Origin of the sequence: Stieleria neptunia (genome assembly GCF_007754155.1) — a bacterium.
Classification (GTDB): domain Bacteria; phylum Planctomycetota; class Planctomycetia; order Pirellulales; family Pirellulaceae; genus Stieleria; species Stieleria neptunia.
The window spans coordinates 6,982,882-7,005,442 of record NZ_CP037423.1 but is presented as its reverse complement, the minus strand read 5'-3'; the positions used below and the strand labels follow the sequence as shown (position 1 = coordinate 7,005,442).

11 protein-coding genes are annotated in these 22,561 nt (G+C 59.7%); 6 read left to right on the top strand and 5 right to left on the bottom strand.

Features of this window, described 5'->3' with window-relative positions; all coding sequences use genetic code 11:
• Nucleotides 1-152: 152 nt before the first annotated feature.
• The 3 genes from Enr13x_RS24360 to Enr13x_RS24350 form a co-directional block, all read right to left on the bottom strand.
• The gene (locus Enr13x_RS24360) at nt 153-1,400 is read right to left on the bottom strand and encodes a PQQ-binding-like beta-propeller repeat protein (protein WP_145389433.1); all 1,248 of its coding nucleotides are present in this window, start codon (nt 1,398-1,400) and stop codon (nt 153-155) included.
• A gap of 438 nt (nt 1,401-1,838) precedes the next feature.
• Nucleotides 1,839-3,596, bottom strand: a complete 1,758-nt coding sequence (locus Enr13x_RS24355; RefSeq protein WP_145389432.1) for a divalent metal cation transporter — start codon at nt 3,594-3,596, stop codon at nt 1,839-1,841.
• Nucleotides 3,597-3,846: 250 nt separating this feature from the next.
• Nucleotides 3,847-4,914, bottom strand: coding sequence for an FAD-dependent oxidoreductase (locus tag Enr13x_RS24350; RefSeq protein WP_145389431.1), 1,068 nt, complete (start codon nt 4,912-4,914; stop codon nt 3,847-3,849).
• A gap of 498 nt (nt 4,915-5,412) precedes the next feature.
• Between Enr13x_RS24350 and Enr13x_RS24345 the strand changes: the two genes are divergently transcribed.
• From Enr13x_RS24345 to Enr13x_RS24330, 4 genes are all read left to right on the top strand, one after another.
• Entirely contained in the window at nt 5,413-7,257 is a 1,845-nt protein-coding gene (locus tag Enr13x_RS24345; RefSeq protein ID WP_145389430.1) for a carbon starvation CstA family protein, read from the top strand.
• A gap of 224 nt (nt 7,258-7,481) precedes the next feature.
• A complete protein-coding gene (locus Enr13x_RS24340; protein ID WP_145389429.1) occupies nt 7,482-9,308 on the top strand; it encodes a sigma 54-interacting transcriptional regulator in 1,827 nt (608 codons plus the stop codon).
• A 6-nt stretch (nt 9,309-9,314) separates the two neighbouring features.
• Nucleotides 9,315-10,598 (top strand): glycosyltransferase, encoded by a 1,284-nt coding sequence (locus Enr13x_RS39470; protein WP_261344150.1) that lies wholly within the window; start codon nt 9,315-9,317, stop codon nt 10,596-10,598.
• 177 nt (nt 10,599-10,775) lie between these two features.
• Complete coding sequence (locus tag Enr13x_RS24330; RefSeq protein ID WP_145389428.1) at nt 10,776-12,863, top strand: TolC family protein; 2,088 nt, start codon at nt 10,776-10,778, stop codon at nt 12,861-12,863.
• A gap of 88 nt (nt 12,864-12,951) precedes the next feature.
• Here Enr13x_RS24330 and Enr13x_RS24325 read toward each other — a convergent pair whose 3' ends face one another.
• Together Enr13x_RS24325 and hemE are read right to left on the bottom strand one after the other, a co-directional pair.
• Complete coding sequence (locus tag Enr13x_RS24325; RefSeq protein ID WP_145389427.1) at nt 12,952-14,094, bottom strand: formylglycine-generating enzyme family protein; 1,143 nt, start codon at nt 14,092-14,094, stop codon at nt 12,952-12,954.
• A gap of 326 nt (nt 14,095-14,420) precedes the next feature.
• Nucleotides 14,421-16,385 (bottom strand): uroporphyrinogen decarboxylase, encoded by a 1,965-nt coding sequence (gene hemE, locus Enr13x_RS24320; protein ID WP_145389426.1) that lies wholly within the window; start codon nt 16,383-16,385, stop codon nt 14,421-14,423.
• Nucleotides 16,386-16,526: 141 nt separating this feature from the next.
• Between hemE and trmB the strand changes: the two genes are divergently transcribed.
• The gene (gene trmB, locus Enr13x_RS24315; RefSeq protein WP_145389425.1) at nt 16,527-17,231 is read left to right on the top strand and encodes a tRNA (guanosine(46)-N7)-methyltransferase TrmB; all 705 of its coding nucleotides are present in this window, start codon (nt 16,527-16,529) and stop codon (nt 17,229-17,231) included.
• Nucleotides 17,232-17,459: 228 nt separating this feature from the next.
• A complete protein-coding gene (dnaE, locus tag Enr13x_RS24310; RefSeq protein ID WP_145389424.1) occupies nt 17,460-22,373 on the top strand; it encodes a DNA polymerase III subunit alpha in 4,914 nt (1,637 codons plus the stop codon).
• Nucleotides 22,374-22,561: the final 188 nt, after the last annotated feature.

Here is a 22,561-nt window from a genome sequence, read left to right as displayed (position 1 = left end):
GGGCGCAAGCCCTCCGGTTCCGCGTCTTTGCCAAAACACCGGAGGGCTCGCGCCCTGCCGCTAATAATCGTTCATGGCGTAGGGCTCCGCCTCCCGTGCGTTCCAAGGCAGAGCCTTGGAACGAGAGCTTCGACGGAACACTCACGTTCCGATCAGTTTCCGATCGCGATGCAGGCGGCTTCTTCGGTGCTGCGGACGTAGATGCGTCCGTCGCTGTAGGCCGGTGTCGACCAGCACTTGCCGCTGAGCACGTCGGCGCGGGCCAGTTCCTGGTACGCGTCGGGGGCCGCCGCGGCGATCACGACTTCACCGGAATCCGACAACACGACCAGCTTTTCACCGACCAGGATGCAGTTGCCGGGGCCAAATCCGTATTCTTTCCACTTGATCTCGCCGGTCGCCAGCTCGACACATTGAAGCGGTGCACGGCCGTACTTTTTGAATTCAAAGATCCCGTACAGGTGTCCGTTGTGAACGATCGGGGTGCTCCAGTGATTCATCAGCTCGTTGGCCTTGAACCAGACCTCGTCGACGTTGCCGTCACCTTGGACCTTGAACAGTCCGGCGCCGACGCCGTAACCGGCGGAGCAATAGACCAAGTTGCCATCGACGACCGGCGACGCGGCGGTGGAAACACTGAAGGGAAACTTGGCTCGCCAACGTTCCGTTCCCGTCGCCGCATCGACTGCGACCAAACCGGATTGCACGAAGAAGACCAATTGTTTTTCGCCTGAGATCGTCGACAGGGAGGGCGTCGCGTGGGTGATGGTTTCGTCACCGCTTTTCCAGACCAGCTGGCCATCGTGCTTGTTGAATGCGAGGAAAGATTGTCCCGCTCCGCCGCCGCTGACATAGACCACGTCTCCGTCGACGATGGGGCTGCTGGCATTGAGCCACTTGATGTTGCGGCCGGCAAAGTCTTTGATGATGTCTTGTTTCCAAATCAGGTTTCCGGTCTTGGCGTCGAAGCACTGCAACACCATGTAGGAATCGTAGACATAGACGTTGCCGTCGGAGACCGAGGGCGTCGAGCGTGGTCCGTCACCGCCTTTGTTACCCGCCGCCCCGGCGTTGCCGCCGCCCTGTTCGTATTGGCTGCTGCCCATCGGCTCCCGCCACAGTTCGTCGCCCGAAGTTGCATCGAGCGCCAACAGCACTTCGTTCTGGTCGGTCGCGATCACGGTGAACAACCGCCCGTCTGCGACGGCGAAGGAGCTGAAGCCGAGCGGAGTCTCAGTTTTCCAAACGACGTTTGGACCGTTGCTCCAGTTCGTCCGGCCGATCGACTCGGCCGATTTACCATCGGCGGCAACGCCACGGTACTGGGGCCAGTCTTCGGCAACGCCGACGGAAGAAACAATGGTGAAGCAGGCAGCCGCAAAGGTGACGACGTTTTTCATTTTCACTCTGGATGCGCAGGTGGGATCAAACAGGCGGGAATTCAATCCGACCAGAATAATCGATCGAATCGGTTTCCGAAAGGAAGCGAAAGCCGGGAGTCGTCGTCGGGAATCCCTCCGAAGATCGCGGGTTGGCTGGAGCCATCTCACTAGTCGTGGAGAAGACGGATGGGCGGTTACCCTTGACGCCGTTGCTGGCCAGACGTGCTGCCCCTCACCCCCGGCCCCTCTCCCCAAAAAACGCTCGACGCTTCGCGTCTTTGGCGTTTTTTGGGGAGAGGGGAGCCAGTGTATTTATTAGATGTCCGCAGTCATGAAATCAACGTCCCGAGGGATGTCAGCGAGTAGCCGGAGGTAATCGCAGCGACACCTCCGAGAAACACGTCATCGGAGCCTATCGCCTCCCGTTCCGGGGCATGCCAACAATCGTACCGGCAGCTAGCCGGCGATCGCCCCGCCGCGTTTCTTGACGAAACCGACGATCACCGCGACGCCGTACACGACGATCAACCCGATGATCACGGGGAAGGATTTCGGATCGTTGGCCTTCTCGCTGATCGCCGACACGGCCGCCACGGTCGCTCCGATGACCGCAAACAACATCAACACATTCCAAGCAAGCATCCGCCCACCGGTCGGTTTTTCTGCACCCAGGATCCGTTTGTTGTTCATCATCAGGAAAAACGTCACGTAGGCGATCGGCAACAGCATCATGCCGAACGTGCTGGCAAAAATGGCCAGCCAGAACTTGGCTTCCCCGTCCCACAAATACCACCACGTCGCGCCGCTCAGTCCCGCGACCAGACAACCGGCGACAAACGGGACCGCCCCGTCGGGCTGCCCGGCCATTTCGCGAAACGCATAACCGTTGATCAGCATCAGGATCACGATCGTGGAGAAACCCATTCCGAACACGCCGAGGCCGAACACGAGGTTGGAAAGCGATTGACCGAGCAGGGGTTCCAGCGTGCCGGACAATTGAAACGCATTGCGTTTGACCAGCGACAAGGCGACTCGTTTTTCTTCCACGCTGAGCGCGGCGATTCGCTGCAGTTTCTCTTCGCCGGACATCGATGCGGCCGCTTCGGGGCCAAGTTCGTGATCGACCCGACCCAACAAGATCGGTTCGACGCCGGTGTAATACGGGCTTTCTTGCATCGTCGCCAGATTATTGCTGGCCAGCGAATCATCGATCTTGTTGTGCAGCGAAAATGATGCGGCGATCACGACGCAACTGGTCACCACCACGTAGGGGATGGCCATGCCGGTGGACAGGTCGAATCGTGCCAATCCGCGGAACGGTTTGTCCCAGCCGCGGGCGAGCATCGAATAGGGCAAGAGAAATGTCATGTTGATCCCGACCGCGGTGGCGGCTGCGGCGATCATCACCGATCGCTGCGTGCTGACCAGTTGGCCCGTCCAATAGGATTGCTCGGATTGCCCCAGCGATGCCACGACCGCCGTCATCTCACCGGCCGGATTGTTCCATTGCCCCAGGTCGGGGATGAATCCGGCCAAGATTCCTCCGAATTCAAGTTCGCCGTTGATGGCCAGCAACACCACGACGCCGAAGAAGCAGATCACGACCATGCCGACCAACGATTTGAGCACGATGTCAAACAGCTTGGCAGCGCGACCCTGTTTGGTGTTCAGCAGCACCACAAATCCGGCGGCGAAAAAGAGCAAGACGGTGACGATGATCTTGGTGCTCCTGGCATCGCCGAGCCCGTCGCCTCCGGCCAGGTTGGCGAGGTTTTTGTCGATCGCGTCATAACAGAGACTGAATTGTGGCATGCACCAAATGATGTTCGCCATCGCCGTCGCGATGATCCATCCCCACCCCAACGCCGGATTGATTTCATTGTTGATCGCTTCAAACGGGCGCCGCCCGGTCGACAGCGTCACGTAACTGATCGCCGACAGCATGATCACACCCATCGTGATCGCCAGCAGTTGCAGCCACAGCATGCTGGTCCCACCCAGCACGCCCAGGAACAGTGCACCGGCCAAGGAGCCGCCACCCAGGGTGATCGCGGCTTGCAACCAGCCCGGCCCGGACAGCCGCACGTACGTTGACAGCGTCTTACCGCTGGCCTGGGCGTCGAGCAACAGCTTGCGGTCGGCGAGCACTTTTTCGCTGACTGGGGGGCCAGACACGGATGGAGCGTCAGAATCAGAGGTGGGTTGATCGGTCATCGAACACGCGGCAAAGGAAAAGGAGGTGAGGGAGGGGGCGATCTGCCGCGAAATATAGCCGAAGATGCGCCGCGTGTGGTGCAGGGACACGCAAAGTGGGGTAAGCATCCTGCTTGCCACCGTCGCAACGTGGGGTAAGCATCCTGCTTGCCACCCCCGCCGGCTCCGCCGGCGGGCTCACGAGGCGGGAGCCTCCGACACACCTGCGTGACGAGGCGGGAGCCTCGTCACGAGGGAAAGACTGAAGATCCTACTCCAATTCGACCAGATACCGTTCGGCGTCGAGTGCGGCCATGCAGCCGGTGCCGGCCGAGGTGATCGCTTGGCGGTAGTAGTCGTCGGCGACGTCGCCGGCGGCGAACACGCCCGCGACCGAGGTGTGGGTGCGAAACGCCTTGGCCCATTGGATGTAGCCGGCTTCGTTCATTTCGACGGCCCCTTCCAGGAAGGACGTGTTGGGCGTGTGCCCGATGGCGACAAACATGCCGCCGACTTTCAAATCGCGAACCGAATCGTCGACGGTGCTTTTGACGCGGAGATTATTGACCAGGTTGCCGTCGCCCTGGACTTCGTCGACCACTGTGTTCCACTGGATGTCGATGTTGGGGTGATTGATCGCGCGGTCTTGCATGACCTTGCTGGCCCGCATTTCATCGCGTCGCACCAGCAGGTAAATCGTGTCGGCGCCTTTCAAGTTGGCCAAGTAGGTGGCTTCTTCGACCGCGGAGTCGCCGCCGCCGACGACGGCCAGCGGCTTGCTGCGATAGATCGGCAAGGCGCCGTCGCAGACCGCACAGGCGCTGACGCCCTTGTTCTTGTAATCCTCTTCGCTGGGCAGTCCCAGGTAGTTCGCCCGGGCACCGGTGGCGATGATCACCGTGTGAGCCTGGACGGTCGCCCCGCCGCTGGTGGTCAGCTTTTTCACCGGCGCGCTGAAATCCACGCTGACGATGTCTTCACCGATCACACGGGTCCCGAAGTTGAGCGCCTGTTGTTTCATCAATTCCATCAATTCGACGCCTTGAACCGCGTAGTGCGGCTTGCCGTCTCGCTCATGGCCTGCCGGAACCGGCGGCAAGTTCCAGTGGCGGTCCTTGTCGACGGCCGATTCGACAAACGAGCGGATGTCACCGGCCGGAAAACCCGCAAAGTTTTCCACTTCGGTCGTGAACGCCAATTGCCCCAGCGGGATCATCTCCGGCTTGACGGTTCCCTCGTAGACGACCGGGTTCAGGTTGGCCCGAGCGGCGTAAATGGCGGCGGACCAGCCGGCAGGGCCGCTGCCGATGATGATGGTTTTTTCGATCTCGTTGCTCACCGTGTGAGAACTCCTTCAGAGATGGTTCTGGCAAATGTTCGGGGCTGATTCGGGGGGATTATAGGACCGCGTCACCGGCTGTTCCATGGCAGGCAGGCGTGTACACCCGCGGGCTTCGCTGTGAAGCATCTTTTTTAGCGGTAGGGCGCGAGCGGGCTGTCGTTTTTGTGAGCCGCGACGCGTAAGCGGCCGGGCACTCGGGCGCCCGCCCGAGGCCTGACGGCCGACGGCTCACCAATGACTCAGCAGATCCCGACTCAATCGACAGCCCGCGAGCCTCTCCGGTGTTTTGGCAAAGATGAAGAACCGGAGGGCTCGCGGCCTGTCGCTAAAACCTCAAGAAACACAGGGGGAGAATGCTTCACCGTGTTACCCTGCGCGGTGCATTCGATCTGACGTGGAAACGACAAACCGCCGCCGATCGGTTAAACTCCTCGATTCTTCTCATTGCCTTCCGAATCGAATTCCCGCCATTTTGGGCCGCTGGCCGTATCCCCCATGAGCACTCTCCTCGTCGCCGTCTTGTCGATGGTCGGATTTGTCGTCGCCTACAACACGTATGGCCGTTGGCTGGCCAAGCGTCTGTTCGGGCTGACCGACGACGCCACGATGCCGAGCGAGGAATGCCGCGACGATGTCGATTTCGTCCCGACTCGCAAATCGATCGTGTTCGGTCACCATTTCACCAGCATCGCCGGGACGGGACCGATCGTCGGACCGGCATTGGCCGTGTTTTGGGGCTGGCTGCCGGCGCTGCTGTGGGTGGTGTTCGGGTCCATTCTGATCGGAGGCGTGCATGACTTGGCGGCCCTGGTGATCTCGATCCGCAACAAGGGGCAGACGATCGGACAAGCGGCCGGTCGACTGATTTCTCCACGCGCCAAGGTGCTGTTTTTGATCGTCCTGGCGCTCGCACTCTCGATCGTTTTGGCCGTCTTCGGATTGGTCATCGCCAGTATCTTTGCGATCTACCCCGAATCGGTGCTGAGCGTTTGGATTGCGATGCCGATCGCCGTCGTGATCGGGCTGCGGTATCGCAGCGGCGGCGGATTGGTGATTCCCAGCCTGGTCGGATTGGCCGCGTTGTACGTTGCGGTTTACCTGGGTGCCTATCACTTGCCCGTCGATTTGACGCCCTACCTGCCCGCGGACAGCCTGCTGTGGACGCCGACGGTCGTCTGGACCATCGCGCTGCTGATTTACGCGTTCATCGCCTCGGTGCTTCCCGTTTGGTTGTTGCTGCAGCCGCGGGACTACATCAACAGCCTGCAGTTGTTCGTCGCACTGGCGCTATTGTTGGCCGGTTTGGGCATCGCGTCGATGACCGGTCAAGCACAGTTGTCTGATTCGGCTCCGATGATCGCCAGCGAAGTTCCGGCCGATGCGCCGAGCATGTTCCCGTTCTTGTTCATCACGATCGCCTGCGGAGCCTGCAGCGGGTTTCATTGTCTGGTCAGCAGCGGAACGACCAGCAAGCAGCTCGAAAAAGCGAGCGATGCCCAGGCGGTCGGCTACGGCAGCATGTTGCTCGAAGGCATGTTGGCCGTGCTGGTGATCCTGGCCTGTTCGGCCGGCGTGGGCATGGGGCCGCTCAATCGTAGCGTGACGATGGTGGGCGAAGGAGCCGCGGCCCGGTCCGTCGTCAACATCGAGCGGGCCGATGTGTCGGGAAACCAGGCTTGGCGGGAATACTATCGAACCGGGGCTGACGGAGAGCCGGACGCGGGTTGGAAGAAGCAGAACCTGGCCAAGAAACTTCGGGCCTTCGTCGACGGTGGGGCAAACTTCTTGTCCGCACTCGGCCTGCCGTTACGCATGGCGATTGCGATCATGGCGGTCCTGGTCGCCTGTTTCGCCGCCACGACGCTGGACACCGCCACCCGTCTGCAACGCTACGTGATCAGCGAACTGGCGCTCTCGGCGGGCGCCAAGCCGTTGGCCAACAAATACGTGGCCACCGCGATCGCCGTCGGGATCGGATTGGCCATCGCCGTGTTCGCCGGTGACAGTCCCGGCAAGGGAGGCTTGGTGCTGTGGCCCCTGTTCGGCGCGACCAACCAGCTGTTGGCCGGATTGGCGCTGATGGTCGCGCTGATTTTCTTGGCCCGCCGCAGCAAACCGCTCGCGTCGGTCATGATCCCGATGTTTGTGATGTTGTTGATGCCCGCCTGGGCGATCACCTACGACCTGTTTTTCAACTGGCTGCCGTCCGGCAACGTCGTGCTGACCACGTTCGGGTTCTCGATTCTGGGGCTGCAGATCTGGATGGCCATCGAAGGCCTGATGGTGTGGGGACGCTGCCGAGGTGTCTTGGAACAGCCCGCCGAAACCGCCGCCGGCTAGTGGGGTAAGCATCTCACTAGTCTTAAAATGAGAATGGGGCTATGATAGGGGTGGTCGACTGCGGGAGAATTCCCCGTCGCAACAGGGGCTTCGAATCGCGGTTTGATCGCCAGATCCGTGAGTTCGTCACGAAATCTCTGAGCACGGCGGGGGATCGTAGTCGTTGACAAGGCGAAGATCGCTTTGAGTCGACCGTCACTCACCCCCCACGACGTGAATGAATCATGGTCGCGTACTTAGCGGTCGAAACCGGGCCCGAGAAGGGCCGCCATTACCCCTTGGACCCCGAGCGGCCGATGCACGTTGGGCGCGGGTCGACCTGTGAGATCATGTTGTCCGATCCGGTCTGTAGCCGGTTTCACGCCGTCGTGTTCTATGAGGACGACCGCTGGCAGGTCCGGGACACGGGCAGCCGGAACGGGACGTTGGTCAACAGCCAAAAGATCGATACGGCCCAGATCGCCGACCAGTGTGTGCTGACCATCGGCGGCACGGAGCTGCGTTTCATCGATCCGTCGTCCGACAGTGGCGAGCTGGACGATGCGTTTCAGACGATCGTCCAAGACGTTTCGTTGATCGATACCAAGTCGACCGATGACCCGATGCGCGACGTTGCCCACGCCGGGTATTTGTTCGATCTGTATCTGCTCAGTCTGTCGATGCTGCGGTTGGAGAATCCCGACGAAGTGATCGACTCGGTGCTCAAATTGCTGCGTGACCGAACCAGTGCCGACGCCGTGGGGCTTTCCTTTGACAGCGGCGACGGTCGGCAACGTCCGCACAAGGTCGAACCCGCCGATGAAGTCGACAAAGTCAAAGTCAGCCGGGCGATCTTGCGTCGTGTCGTCGGCGGCGGTGAAGCCATCTGGGTCAATGACAAACGATCGCAAGACACCGACTTGCAGGAAAAACTGCCGGCGAAGTCCGTTTGGTCCGATGCGATCTACGTTCCGCTGGACACCAATGAAGCGAACATCGGCATTCTGCACCTGTACCGCAACCGTCCGTCTTTCAATGAAATCGACTTCGAATTGTCGATCGCCGCGGCCCGCTTGTTGGCCGTCGGATTGGATCGCGCGTTGCAGCACGACCAGTTGCGCGTCGAAGCCAAACAGATCGCGAAGCGGAACGCCGACACGGATGAGTTGATCGGCGAAAGCCCCGTGATGCTGCGGCTGAAAGAAAAGATTGCTCGCGTCGCCGCGGCCAACGGATGCGTTTTGGTGCGGGGTGAAAGCGGTTGCGGAAAGGAACTGGTCGCCCGCGCCGTCCATCGCAGCAGCAAACGGGCGAAGCGACCGATGTTGACCGTCAACTGTGCGGCGATTCCCGCCGAGCTGATCGAAAGCCAACTGTTCGGACACAAAAAAGGATCCTTCACCGGCGCCGACAGCGACCACGAAGGCTGGTTCCAACAAGCCCACACCGGCACGCTGTTTCTCGATGAGATCGGTGAACTGACGTTGGAAGGACAAGCCAAACTGTTGCGGATCCTCGAAGGCCATCCGTTCTTGCCCGTCGGCGGAACCCAGGAAGTCCACGTCGATGTTCGCGTGATCGCGGCGACCAATCGTGATCTGGCCGAATTCGTTCGCGAGAAACGTTTCCGCGAAGATCTGTTTTATCGATTGAGTGTTTTTGAATTGCTGTTGCCCCCGTTGCGCGAACGTGGCGACGATTTGGATCTGCTGATCGACCATTTTCTGGAACACTTTCGGCTGCAACATGGTCGTGCCCAGCTGAAACTTTCCGACGCCGCTCGCGCGCGGATGCACCAGTACATGTGGCCGGGGAATATCCGACAATTGCGCAACGTCATCGACAGCGCGATCGTGATGGCCGACGACGTCGAAATCCAACCCGACGACCTCGGGCTGCGCGACGCGGGAATCAGCCGCCTGGATACGTTCCGGATCGATGAGTGGGAAAAACGTTTGATCGTCAAAGCGCTCGAACGAACCGCCGGCAGTGTGCCCGAAGCGGCCAAGCTATTGGGGATCAGCCGAGCCACAGCGTATCGCAAGATCACCGAATACGAAATCGACCGCTGAATCCCATTGAACAGCTCCCCCCATCGCCGGCTGGCCATCCTCTCCGCCCCCGGCTCGCGCGGCGATGTCAATCCGATGCTCGCGATCGGGACGGAGCTTAAACGCCGTGGCTACGATGTCGCGATCTCGTTGGCCGAACCGTACGCCGATCTCGCCGAAGCGGCCGGTTTAGAACCGCATCCCTTGATGGATCGCCAAGCGTTCGACACGATGCTCGCCGATCCGGCGATGTGGACGCTGCTGCGTGGCATGCGGCGAGTGATCGGTGGCGTTGCGGCGGCGTATTTGCAGCCACTTTTCGATCTGATCCGATCGCTGCACCGCCCGGGGCGAACGGTGTTGGTCTCGCACCCGCTGGATTTTTCCGCGCGGATCTTTCGTGATCTGGATCCGACGACGCCGCTGGTCGACGTGCACCTGGCACCGGTCATGTTGCGAACGCCCGAGCAACCCGCGCGTTTGACGCCATGGCGATTTGAACCGACGCGCCATCGCCGCACCTTTCGACTGGCCTATTGGTTGGGCGACAAGATCCTCTTGGACCCACTGCTGGCCGGTCCGATCAATCGCATTCGGCGGCAACACGGTCTTGCCCCCGTGCGGCGGATCATGCATCGCTGGTGGCTGTCGCCCGACCGGGTGCTGGCCTGCTATCCGGAATGGTTCGCGCCGTCGACGATCGACGCGATCCCGCAATTGCGCCACGTGGGATTTCCCCTCTCCGATGGACCACTGTCTGATGGGGACCTGTCCGATGGCCCCGATCAACCGCTCGATCTGCCGACGGACCGGCCGCTCGTGTTCACCGCCGGTTCGGCCAACTGGCACACGCGTGAGTTCTTTCTGCGTGCTGGCGAGGCGTGCGTGAAACTCGACCGGCCCGGCTTGTTGCTCGGTGGCAATCCCGATTGTTTTCCCCCATCACTGCCGCCCGGTGTTCGCACGCAAGGCTACGTGCCGTTGGGCAAGTTGTTGCCGCACTGCAGTGCCATCGTGCACCACGGCGGGATCGGCACAACCTCACAGGCCTTGCGCGCCGGGGTGCCGCAAATCATTCGCCCGCTGGCGTTCGACCAGTTCGACAACGCCGATCGGGTGGCAGCACTGGGGTGCGGCGTTTGCTTGCATCGCGATCGTGACCTTGCCGGCAAGCTGGCATTTGTCCTAAACGATGTCGGTACGGCGGAATCGACGCGACGGATTCGAGATCGATTTGGTGGTTCGTCCGCCCCACAGCTTGCGGCGGACGAGATTGATGCCGTCCTGACCGGCAGAATCGCGCAGGTTTGACATCCGCTGTGAGAGTTTGCCGACTGTGACGAAGATGCGACACGAATTCGTGGTCCGGTTGTTCCAGTTCTGCCGTGCAGATGGTCGATAGGACAAAAACCAATTCGACCCGATGGCGGGTTCGTCCGGATGCTGCCGGCATCGCCGGCTGATCGCCACCCTACGCGGCAAACATTGATGACCAGATCCAACGTGCGTACCACGAACACCAAACGTCGACTTTTGCGCAACCTCGTCACCGCGCTGACGATCGCGACGACACTGCCGGCTAGCGTCGGTTGCCACGTCTGGGATCGAATCGGTCCCGGCCCCCATGATACCACCGCCTCGTACCATCGTGGCGTGGGGCTGTCGATCGAGTACCCCGAAGTGGCCGAATGTGCGACCGCGGTGACGGTCGCCGCCGGGGCGGCCAGTGCGCCGCATTCGTTGGAAGACCCGTCGAAGCTCCCCGCGATCGAACTTTCGCTTGAAGAAGCCGTGGCGATGGCCATGCGGGACAGCCCCGTGATTCGGGCGCTTCCGATTGGTGCATCGTTCAGCACCCAGAACGCGACAACGGTCTTCGACCCGGCCCAAATGGCGTCCTCGACCCAGGGCGTCGAAGCGGCATTGGCGCAGTATGATGCGCAATATAGCAACACGCTGAATTGGTCGGGGGCGGACACGCCGCGGAACATTCTGATCAACCCGTTCACACAGGCCTTCCAGCGTCAAGTCGACGAAGGGACGTCCGCCGCCTATGCAAGTTCGCTCAGCAAAAAGTCCGCCTTCGGATCTCAGTTCACCATCCGGCACGTCGTCAATTACACCCGCAACAACAACCCGAACCGCAACTTTTCTAGCGATTTCGTCGGATGGGTCGAAGCGGAGTGGCGGCAGCCCATCCTGCGCGGATCGGGATTGCAGTACAACCGGATCGTCGGATCCAGCCAGACACCGGGCGTCTACAACGGTGTGTTGATTGCGCGAACCAACGAGGACGTCGCGCTGGCTGATTTCGAGGACTCGGTCACCAAACTGGTTGCTGATGTCGAACAAGCCTACTGGGATTTGACAACCGCCTATCGGTTGCTGGAAGCAAACATCAAAGGCCGTGAGTCGGCACTGCGAACGTACCAGTACCAAAAGGTGCGGCTGGATGTCGGTGCGGGACGCCAGGACGAAGAAGCGCAAGCTCAGTCACAGTACTACCAATTCGAAGCAAACGTTCAATCGCAACTCGGTGGATCCACCGGCCTCTACGCGACCGAACAAAAACTGCGCTACCTGCTGGGCATGCCCGCATCGGATGGGAAAATCATCAAACCGACGACCGACCCGCTGGATTCCAAAGTCGTCTTCGATTGGAATTCCGCACTGTCGCAAGCACTCGATCGCCGCGTCGAAATCCGCAGACAGCGATTCCTTGTCAAGCGACGTGAGTTTGAACTCTATGCATCGCGGCTCAATAAACGTCCCCAACTCGACTTCGTAGGACTCTATCGCTACCGAGGCTTGGGCGATCACCTTCTCGGTGACATCGACGATGGACGCTTCGACGGACTCAGTTCATCGATTCTCAACGGCGAATTTCAGGAGTGGCAGGCTGGCATCGAATTCACGCTACCGGTCGGCTTACGTCAAGCCAGCGTCGCGATTGCCAACGCAAATTTACAGTTGCAACGAGAACGAGCGATCCTGGCTGAAGTCGAGCTCAGGGTCAGCCACGACTTGACCGAGGCCGCACGCAACATTGACGTGACCTATCAATTGGTGGAAACCAATTACAACCGCTACCAAGCCGATCTGCGACAGGTCGAGGTCCTTGTCCGTCGCTACTTGGACGGAACCGATAACATTAACTTCTTATTGCAAGCCCAGCGATCAGTGGTCCAAAGTGAAATCGCGTTCTATCAGGCACTTGCCAATTACAATTTGGCCGTCCGAGACTTGCATTGGGAAAAGGGGTCCTTGCTGGCGTACAACCAAATCCAGCTGGCCGAAGATGCCTGGGCGGCCGGTGCCGGGCGCGACGCCTACGAGAAAGGCTTGTTCCTGACGCCACGTCAAGATCCGAGCGACGTCACGATGACGCCACCGGTGACGCGGCAGTCGTTTGACCCGTCGCAAGTCCAGGCGACCGGAGTCGGATTCTCGATGCAAGACGGGGCGACCATCACCGAGCAGGGCCTCGTGCCGAGCGAAGCTCCCGTCCCGGACACCGACGTGTCTCCGCTGATCGATGAAGCCGTGCCGGCGGACGGGCTGCAGTTGAGCGAGTAGGTGGGGCGCCGGCGGAGCCGGCGGGGGTGGCAAGCAGGATGCTTACCCCACTTCCGTTGTTCCACAGCGGAGCGAGGGCCTGCAGAAGTTACGGTTGCTTCACCGTTCGCGTGGTCGGCGTGTGCGGCGTGATCCGGCCCAAGCTGCCGCGTCCGTCTTCCAGACGCGATTGCACGTCCTCGGCAAGTTGTTCGCTGTCGGCATCCCAATAGGCGTGCTTCTGCGCCTCCGTCATCGGCGCCAGCGGCGCGATGATTCGAAATCCCGTCGTTCGGCTTTCTTCAGACGTCATCCACCACGAGCTGCGTGGAAACTCGGGATCGTCGTCCCACCACTCGACCGTCGTCCGAACCATCGATTCCGCCGTGCAGTCTTCCGCGGCGCTGTCACGGTCTCCGCCGCAGGCGACGTGGCCCTCACGCAATCCCGTGACCGCCGTGTCTTCGATCACCAATTCAGCAACGTTGCCGTGAACATCATGCAGCCCCCAGGCGTTCGGTTTCTTGGTGCCCACGCGCAGGGTCAACGCATCGTCCGACGTGTTCTCCAGATAGACGGCAAACTCGCCGAGCCGTTCGACGTCGTCCCCGTAACAGTAACGCGTCCCGCTGCCCGCTCGGCAGGCATGTTGCCATTCGCTCCGCAGCGGCAGGCGATAGGTTTGGCCGGTCAGCAGACTCAGATACTTGGTGTACTGGCGAGCCGCAAATTGACTGACCGTCGGCACGGGTGAATCCGGCGCATCGGAATACTCGAAATTGTATCGGGGGTCATAAATGTCCGTCGGTCCCGTCACGGCGTCGATATCCGTCGGTGAGTTCGCTTGATTGACGCCCTTGGATTCATCCTTCTTCTGCACGTAGTACAGCTGTCGATACGGCAGGTACTGCTCCATCGTGATTTCGTACTTGCCGACCCAGAACGGTCCAAAGGAAACCGTTTGCTCGGTTCCCGCCGGTTGGTCCTTTGCGACCGGTTTTCCGAAGTCATCGAAGTGCTGAAACGGTGGCGGTGGCTGAATCGTTACCGTACCACCGGGAACCGGCAGCATCTCGATCACCACGTTGGAACCGGGGATGGGCTGCTCATAGGGGACCATGAATCCCTGTGCCGTCTTCACGAACCGCCCCTCGGCGGGCTGATTCGGCACCAACCGCGTTTCGGGGCCTCCGGCAAAGGTGCAGGATGCAAACAGGGCCACCGTCAATGCAACGCGAGTTGACAGGTTCATCAAGAACTCTCCTCAGGTATGCCCACCGCGAATCAGCCCTGCCTAGTCAAACCAGCATAGCCGTTCTCGGACTCTGCCGGGGAAGGGTGCTCGAGAGAACAATTTCTCCCTTGTTCCCGGGCTCCGCCTGGGAACACCATGTGACGGAGGCTCCCGCCTCCTGCCGGCCATCGCGTGTGGCGGGAGCCACACCGGTCGTGCGTTCCAAGGCGGAGCCCTGGAACGAGTTGAAAACTCAATGCATTTTCTGAGCTTTTCATTCTCTTATTAGCGTTCATCAGTGTTCATTAGCGGTTTCCACACTCACCACTCCTCGCCAATCCACCCTACCTCGCACTCAGTTCTTTGACGGTTTCGACCAGCGCGATCGCGTTTTCGACCGGCGTCTCTTTGAACACACCGTGACCGAGGTTGAAGATGTGTCCGTTGCGGCCGGCGACGCTGTCCAATAGGTCTGCGGCGCGATCACGAATCACCTCGGGATCCGCCAACAGGACCGCCGGATCGAGATTCCCTTGCACACTCTTGTCGCGGCCGATGCGATCCCAGGCCAGCGGCAGCGGGATCCGCCAGTCCACGCCGACCACCGTCCGGCTGTCGCCGCGAAGCAACGGCAACAACTCGGGATTTCCGGTGGCGAAATTGATCACCGGCACTCCCGGCGCGATTCCCGCAATGATCTGATTCATCCAGGGCAACACGAACTCGGTGTACTCGATCGGCGACAGGCATCCGGCCCAGCTGTCGAACAGTTGCACGCATTGCGCCCCGGCGGCGATTTGATGATTCAAGTAAACCGTGATCGCTTCGGACAACGTGCTCATCAATTCCGCCCAGGCCCCGCCGCCCGATTGGGAACACGACTGGTACATCAACTTCTTCGTGTTCGTGTAAACCTTGCTTCCGCCGCCTTCGATCGCGTAACTGGCCAACGTGAACGGTGATCCGGCGAACCCGATCAAGGGGATCTCGGCGGGCAGATCGGCGCGGGTTTGTCGGACCGTTTCATAGACAAATCCCAGCGACTGGGGATCGTCCAGGCGTTTCAGTCGTGTCAGGTCTTCGCTGCTGCGGATCGGATTGTGGATCACCGGCCCGTCGCCGGCGACAAATTCCAGATCAAACCCGAGCGGTTGCAACAGCGGCAACAGGTCCGAAAAAATGATGGCCGCATCGACGCCCAGTCGGGCCACGGCGGTGCACATCACTTCGCTGCACAGGGCCGGGTTGGCACACAGTTCCAAGAAGCTCTGTTTGGCGCGGACTTCGCGGTATTCGCTCATGTAGCGTCCGGCTTGCCGCATCAACCAGATCGGTGTCCGTTCGGTCGGTTCGCCGCGACAGGCTTTCAAGAACAGGCTGTCGTGGGACGGATGTTTCTCGGTCGTCACCTGTGACTCCGTGACGAACGAAATGGATTGACGAATCTTGTCGTCGGTTTCTTTCAATCGTTTCTTGGCGGCAACCAGTTGCGCCGAACGTCGGGCCGATTCGACGACCAAGTGTCCCATCTTGGGATGCGACGGTTCCAGGTCGGCGTGCAAGTCACATTCGGTCAACATTTGCGACGTCGTCGGGCCGATCGATGCGATGGCGGTGGTTCGCAATCCCGATCGCAATTGATCGGTGATGCCCATCGTTTCGGCCATCCGCATCATGTTGACGATCTGGTGGGCGCTGGTCAGCAACAACAGGTCCCGCTGTCCGTCGGCGATGGCCTGGATGTTTTCGCGCAGCGGATCGGTTTGTTCGGGAAAGTCCCAGCCGTAGACGCGAATCGGTCGGACCGACGCGCCACGGGCCTCCAGTCCGGCGACCAGCGAGGCGTTGGAGATGCCGTACTCCTGCAACCCGATCTCTTGATTGGCGACGGCCAGTTTGTGTTCATCGATGTAACGCAAGATCTCGCGCCAGGTATTCGGTTCGCCGATGCGGTGTGTCGCTTTGACCCCTGCTTCGCGTAGCGCCGCGACGGGTTTGGGGCCGCGGCAAATGGTGGTGATGTCCGAGAGCGAATCGAGGAATCGCTGGGTATTGACGTGTTTTTCGATCGAACGCATCAGGAAGCGAAATCCGACGCCGGTCATGAAAATCACGGTGCTGATTTCGCCGGTCATCACGCGATAGGCAAAATCGATGGCCGCACGGTTCGGTTCAATCGGGACTTCGCGCATCGACGGGCTCACGTGGGGGACGCCTCCGTGCCGCTCGATCAATCGCCGCATGTCGTCGGCGCGGCGGCTTTCCAAGGAAGCGACGTGGAGGCCGGCGAAATCAGCGTCTTTGGGCATGGGTCGTTTTTTGTGCTGTTCAAGTGGAGAAGCGGAGGGCACCGGATCGGTGGCGGCATTGTAGACGTTTTCGCTGTCGTTACGATTACCTCTTGACGGCCAATTGACATCATCCCCCGACGACCGGTTCCGATTTTTCCGATGCCCCGCAGCCCCATTCGCGCCCCGAAACCGACGCTTGACTTGACCGACCATTTGTTCGTTTTCCGCCAGCCCGTCCCAGGCGAATTGGCCTCGGGAAGCGACACCGGATCGGAAATGCCCTTCCCCGAAGTGCCCGAGACGCTCGCCAGTGAAACCGTTTTCGGAAACGATCAGCCGTTGGAAATCGAAGTCGGCAGCGGAAAAGGGCTGTTTTTGACCAACGAGTCCGGCCGCAATCCCGAGCACAATTTCTTGGGCATCGAAATCATCCACAAATACGCCAAACATTCCGCCGCACGGCTGGCCAAAGCCGGCCGCGACAACGCCAAGATGATTTCGGGCAACGCCGAGCCGTTGCTCTCCCAACGGGTGCCCGCCGAATCACTCGAAGCCGTTCACGTTTATTTTCCCGATCCCTGGTGGAAAAAACGGCACCGCAAACGCCGCGTCGTCAATGAACGCAGCGTCAAAAATTTCTTGGCCGCGCTCCGCCCCGGCGGCCGGTTCCATTTTTGGACCGACGTGCTGGACTACTTCGAAGCCACCATCGAGATGATTGCCGAAATCGCCCCGGAATTCGGCGTCCCGATCCCGGAGGAAAAAGCAGCCTCGTCCCACGACCTGGACTACCGCACGCATTTCGAACGCCGTAGCCGGCAAAACCAGATCCCGGTTTACCGGGTCCGGTACGAGAAGCGGTGATGGGGCAAAACAATGGGGGCAAAACAATGATTTGCTCGAATAAAGATCGGGATGGGAGCCACCGGGGCATTCTCGAAACAGGCGTCTCAATCGGGCATTTTATCGTTTTGCCCCCATCGTTTTGCCCCCTCTTACCCCCGGTCCGTCCAATTATCGGAGCGGTGGCAGACTGCTAGAATGACCGCCGATCGAGCCTCAGCCAGCCTACCCACGGAAGAGCCTTTTCGCATGTCGGACAACGTCAGCAGCGACACCATCATCACGCCCGCCAAGCCCTTCGTCCACCTGCATTGTCACAGCCACTACAGCTTGCTGGACGGTGCCGGTGACATCAAACGTCTGGTCAACCGCGCCGTCGACCACGGGATGAACGCGTTGGCGTTGACCGATCACGGCAATCTGCACGGGGCGTTGGAATTCTATCGCGCGGCCAAAGGTGCCGGGATCAACCCGATCATCGGCTACGAAGCCTACATCGCGCCGGGCAGTCGGTTCGACAAGGGCGGCGCCGGACGCAGCAAGGATGCCAGCTATCACCTGACGCTGCTGGCCAAGAACCGCACCGGTTTCAAAAACCTGATCAAGTTGGCCAGTGCGGCGTCGTTGGAAGGATTTTATTTCAAACCGCGAATCGACAAAGAAATCCTGCAGACGTTCAACGAGGGCATCATCTGTCTGTCCGGGTGCGTGAGCAGCGAATTCAGTCGCACGGTGATGAAATCCAGTGACACCGGCGAACACGAAAAGGAAGCGATGGAGATCGCCGGCTGGTTCCACAAGGTGTTCGGCGACCGTTACTTCATCGAAGTGATGAACAACGGCTTGGACATCCAACGGATGCAACTCGAAGGCGCCGTCGACATCGCCAACAAGATGGGATTGCCGGTGGTCACGACCAGTGATTGCCACTACGTCAACCAGGAAGACGCCGAAGCGCAAGACATCATGCTGTGCATCAACACCGGACGTTTCCGAACGGACACGTCGCGGATGAAGATGGAGAACGACCAGTTCTTCCTGCGCAGCCCCGAACAGATGTACGAAAATTTTCCCGGCATGGAAGATTGCGTCGCGCGGAGCCAGGAAATCGCCGACAGCGTCGACATCGATATCGAATTGGGCAAGTACTACTTCCCCAAGTTCGAATGCCCCAACGAGATGAAGCCGATCGACTACTTGCGCGAGCTGTGCATCAAAGGGTTGCTGGAACGCTACGAAGGCGACGATGAACGGATCGTCGACGGCAAGCTGTCCGACGAAGTGATGGCGCGGCTGGATCGGGAACTCGGCGTCATCGAAAAACTGAATTATCCGACGTACTTCCTGATCGTCTGGGACTTCGTCATCCACGCTCGGAAAAAGGGGATCTCGGCGACCGCGCGGGGTAGCGGCGTGGGGGCCATCGTGTGTTACGCCCTGTACATGTCGCACGTGTGTCCGCTCCGCTATGACCTGCTGTTCGAACGGTTCTTGGACGAAAGCCGAACCGAGCCGCCGGATATCGATATCGACTTCGAAAAAGAACGCCGCGTCGAAGTCATTGACTACGTGAAAGAACGTTACGGCAGCGAAAACGTCTGCCAGATCGGAACGTTCGGAACCCTGGCCGCACGGGCCGCGATCAAGGACACCGGGCGGGCGCTGGGGATTCCGCTCTCTCGCGTCAACCAGATCACCGAGATGGTGCCCGATGAGCTGAAGATCACGATCAAGAAAGCGCTGGAAAAAAGCGCGGACATGAAGCAGACCTATGACGGCGATCCGGAGATCCGCGAGCTGTTGGATCTGGCGATGAAGATCGAAGGTCTGGCGCGGAACGTCGGCACGCACGCCGCCGCGGTCGTGATCGCCGACAAACCGCTCTCCGAATACGTTCCGCTGACGCGCGTCCCCGGCAAGCAAGACGTCATCACCCAGTGGTCGATGAACGACGTCGAAGCCAGCGGCTTGCTGAAGATGGACTTCCTGGGGCTCCGCAACCTGACGATGCTCAGCCGTTCGGTGAAGTTCATCAAGCAGACGACGGGCAAAACCGTCGATCCGCTCAAATTCCCGCTCGACGACAAAGCGACCTATGCGCTGTTGCAACGCGGCGAAACCAAGGGCGTGTTCCAACTGGAATCCGGCGGGATTCGCGACCTGCTGACGCGGATGAAGCCCGACTGTTTCCACGACATTATCGCGACCGCCGCACTGTATCGTCCCGGTCCGCTCGAAGGCGGCATGGTCGACGACTATGTGAACATCAAACACGGTCGACAGAGCCCGGAATACAAACACCCGGTCTTGAAAGAGATCCTGGAAGAAACCAACAGCATCATGGTTTACCAGGAACAGGTGATGCGGATCCTGAACCGCCTGGGCGGCGTCCCGCTGGCCAAAGCGTACACGTGCATCAAGGCGATCAGTAAAAAGAAAGAAGCGCTGATCAACCAGAACCAGGAGGTGTTCTTAAAAGGCGCCGTCGAAAGCGGGCTCGCCCAGAAAGACGCCGAAGACATTTGGAATCTGATCGTCAAGTTCGCCGGTTACGGATTCAATAAATGCGTCGTCGGCGAAACAGAAGTGATCGACGCGGTCAGCGGAGAATCGACAACCGTTGAAGAGCTCTTTCAAAGCAAACGGGCATTCACGATCCATGCATTGAACGACCGTCAAAAACTGGTGCCGCGCAAGGTCACCGATGTCGTCTGGAATGGCGTCCGTCAAACATACACCGTCACCACGCGCACCGGACGTCAAATCACAGCCACGGGCAACCACCCGATGAAGACTTTCGACGGCTGGGCGAACATCGACGATCTGAACGTCGGAGACAAGATCGCGGTCGCCAGAACGATCGAACCGATGCAAACCGTCCAGTGGTCCGATCACGAAGTGATCACCCTGGGCTGGCTGATCTCAGAAGGAAATCTTTGCCACCCGACCTGCCTGTACTTCTATTCGAATTCGCAGTCTCAGGTCGACGACTTTGTCTATCATTCGGAACAATTTGACGAGACATCGGCGCGAAGCGATTACCGCAGCGACGGGCGTATCGAAGTTTGTCTGTCGACCGGTCGTGACACGCGACTGGGAAGTCTCGATCATTCAGGGGTTGGAACCGCGGTTGCCGCAAAACGCATCACCGGGCTGCGGAGCGGTGCCTTTACCTGGGCCAGTTCTCTCGGGCTGACAGGAAAGAAAGCCACCGAAAAACACCTCCCAGAAGCGGTGTTCCAATTCGATCAGCGTCAGACGGCATTGCTTCTGGGAAGACTTTGGGCAGGTGATGGATATGTCGAACAACCGTCGCAACAATCCTATTACGCGACGTCGTCGTTACGTCTGGCCAGAGACGTTCAGAGGCTTTTGCAACGTTTGGGAATTGTTTCGCGGGTCACTGAAAAGTCATTCGCCTACGCGGGACGGGCAGACGGAAAGCCAAGGAACGGTTACACGGTTCATCTCATTGGGCACGAATCGCGGCTCAAGTTTCTTCAAACCGTCGGCCCGCAGATCGTTGACAAACAAGCAGCTGTGATGTCAGCGCTTGATCGTATCGACGCGGGCGAAGCAAGAACGACTGGAGACTTGGTGCCAGTCGAGGTGCGCTCGCTCGTTGCGGAGGAACGCGTTCGTCGCCAGATTCCGTGGCGCGACTTGGAGTCACAAAGCGGCGTTTCGATCCGTGAGTTTTGCCGTACGGGGCAATCGTCCAAGCGAGGCTTCCAGCGCTCGACGGTCCAGCGTCTGGCTGATTTTTTTGACTCGGAATCCCTCGCCGATCACGCTCAGAGCGATCTTTACTGGGACGATATCGTTTCGATTGAGCCTGCGGACGTGGTGGACGTTTACGACTTGACGGTCGAGAACGATCACAACTTCGTGGCCAACGGATTGGTCGTCCATAATTCGCACAGTACCGCCTACGCCCTGGTCGCGTTCCAGACCGCGTACTTGAAGGCGCATTATCCGGTGGAGTTCATGGCGTCGTTGTTGTCCAGCGATATCGATGGGCGCAACTTCAAACGCAAGGACGCGCTCGTGGAGCACATGGAGGATTGCGATCGGATGGGCATCGAAGTGGTGCCGCCGAGCGTCAACACCTCCGAGGCGGACTTTAGCGTCGCCGACGGCAAGATCCACTTCGCCATGTCTGCGATCAAAGCCTGTGGCGGCTCGACCGCGATCTCGATCGAAGAAGAACGAAAAAAGAACGGCCCCTTCAAAGACATCTTTGATTTCTGTGAACGCGTCGACCCCCACGCTTGCAACAAGTCCGCGATCGAAACGCTAATCAAAGCCGGCGCGATGGATTGTTTCGGTGCCAAACGCAGCCAACTGGTCGCCGTGATCGAAAAAGCGATGCAGGCCGGTGCCGCCGTCCAAGCGGACAAAAAGAGCGGACAAGCCAGCTTGTTCGGTGCCTTTGAGGAAGAGGAAGAATCCGGCGACGCGCCCGCGGTCGTCCTGCCGGAGATGGACGAATGGCCCGACCGCGAAAAACTGGGCAACGAAAAAGAAGTCCTGGGCTACTACCTGGATTCCCACCCGCTGGCCGAGTATGAGCCGAAACTCGCCACGTTCCGCACGCACACGACCGACTCGCTGTCCGAAATCCAGGACCGTGGCGAAGTGATTTTGGGCGGCATGATCAGCTCGATCAAAATCGCCCACACCAAAAACCCCAAGCCGGGCCAGCCGTCCAAGTACGCCAACTTTGACCTGGAAGACATGCAGGGCGCGATCCGCTGCATCCTGTGGCCGCGCGGCTTTGCCGACCATGGCGAAAAGGTCCTTCCGGACGCGGTGGTGCTGGCCAAAGGGAAAGTCGATCGGCGGGGCGGCGGCGATGAAGCCAATTTAATCATCGACGAACTCATCCCGCTCGATGATTTGGACAACCGCTACACCCACGGGATGCGAATTCGGCTGGACGAAGCGAAACACGACGGGCAGACGATCTCACGTTTGCGTGAGATCGTTCGCGGCTACCCCGGCAATCAAGAGTTGCTGTTCAGTATGAAACTGGCCGAAGGCGAATTGGTGCACCTGAAAGCGGACAAATTCAAAGTCCAGGTGACCCCCGAGATGCGCTCGCGGATCGATGATCTGTTGGGATCTGGAAACTACCGCTTGATGATGAGCAAACCAAGGTAGCGCGCCTGACTCGGCGAGCGGTGCATGAGCCGTCGGGAGCTTAAAACACCCCAGTCCCGATTGGCACGTCCCGATTGGCACGTCCCGAATGGCACGGGCATTAGTAAAACGGGATTCAGCGACCGTTGGTGTCTAGCCTTTAGCCCGGATATTGCATCCGCTGATACGATTCCCCCTATAGCGCGAAA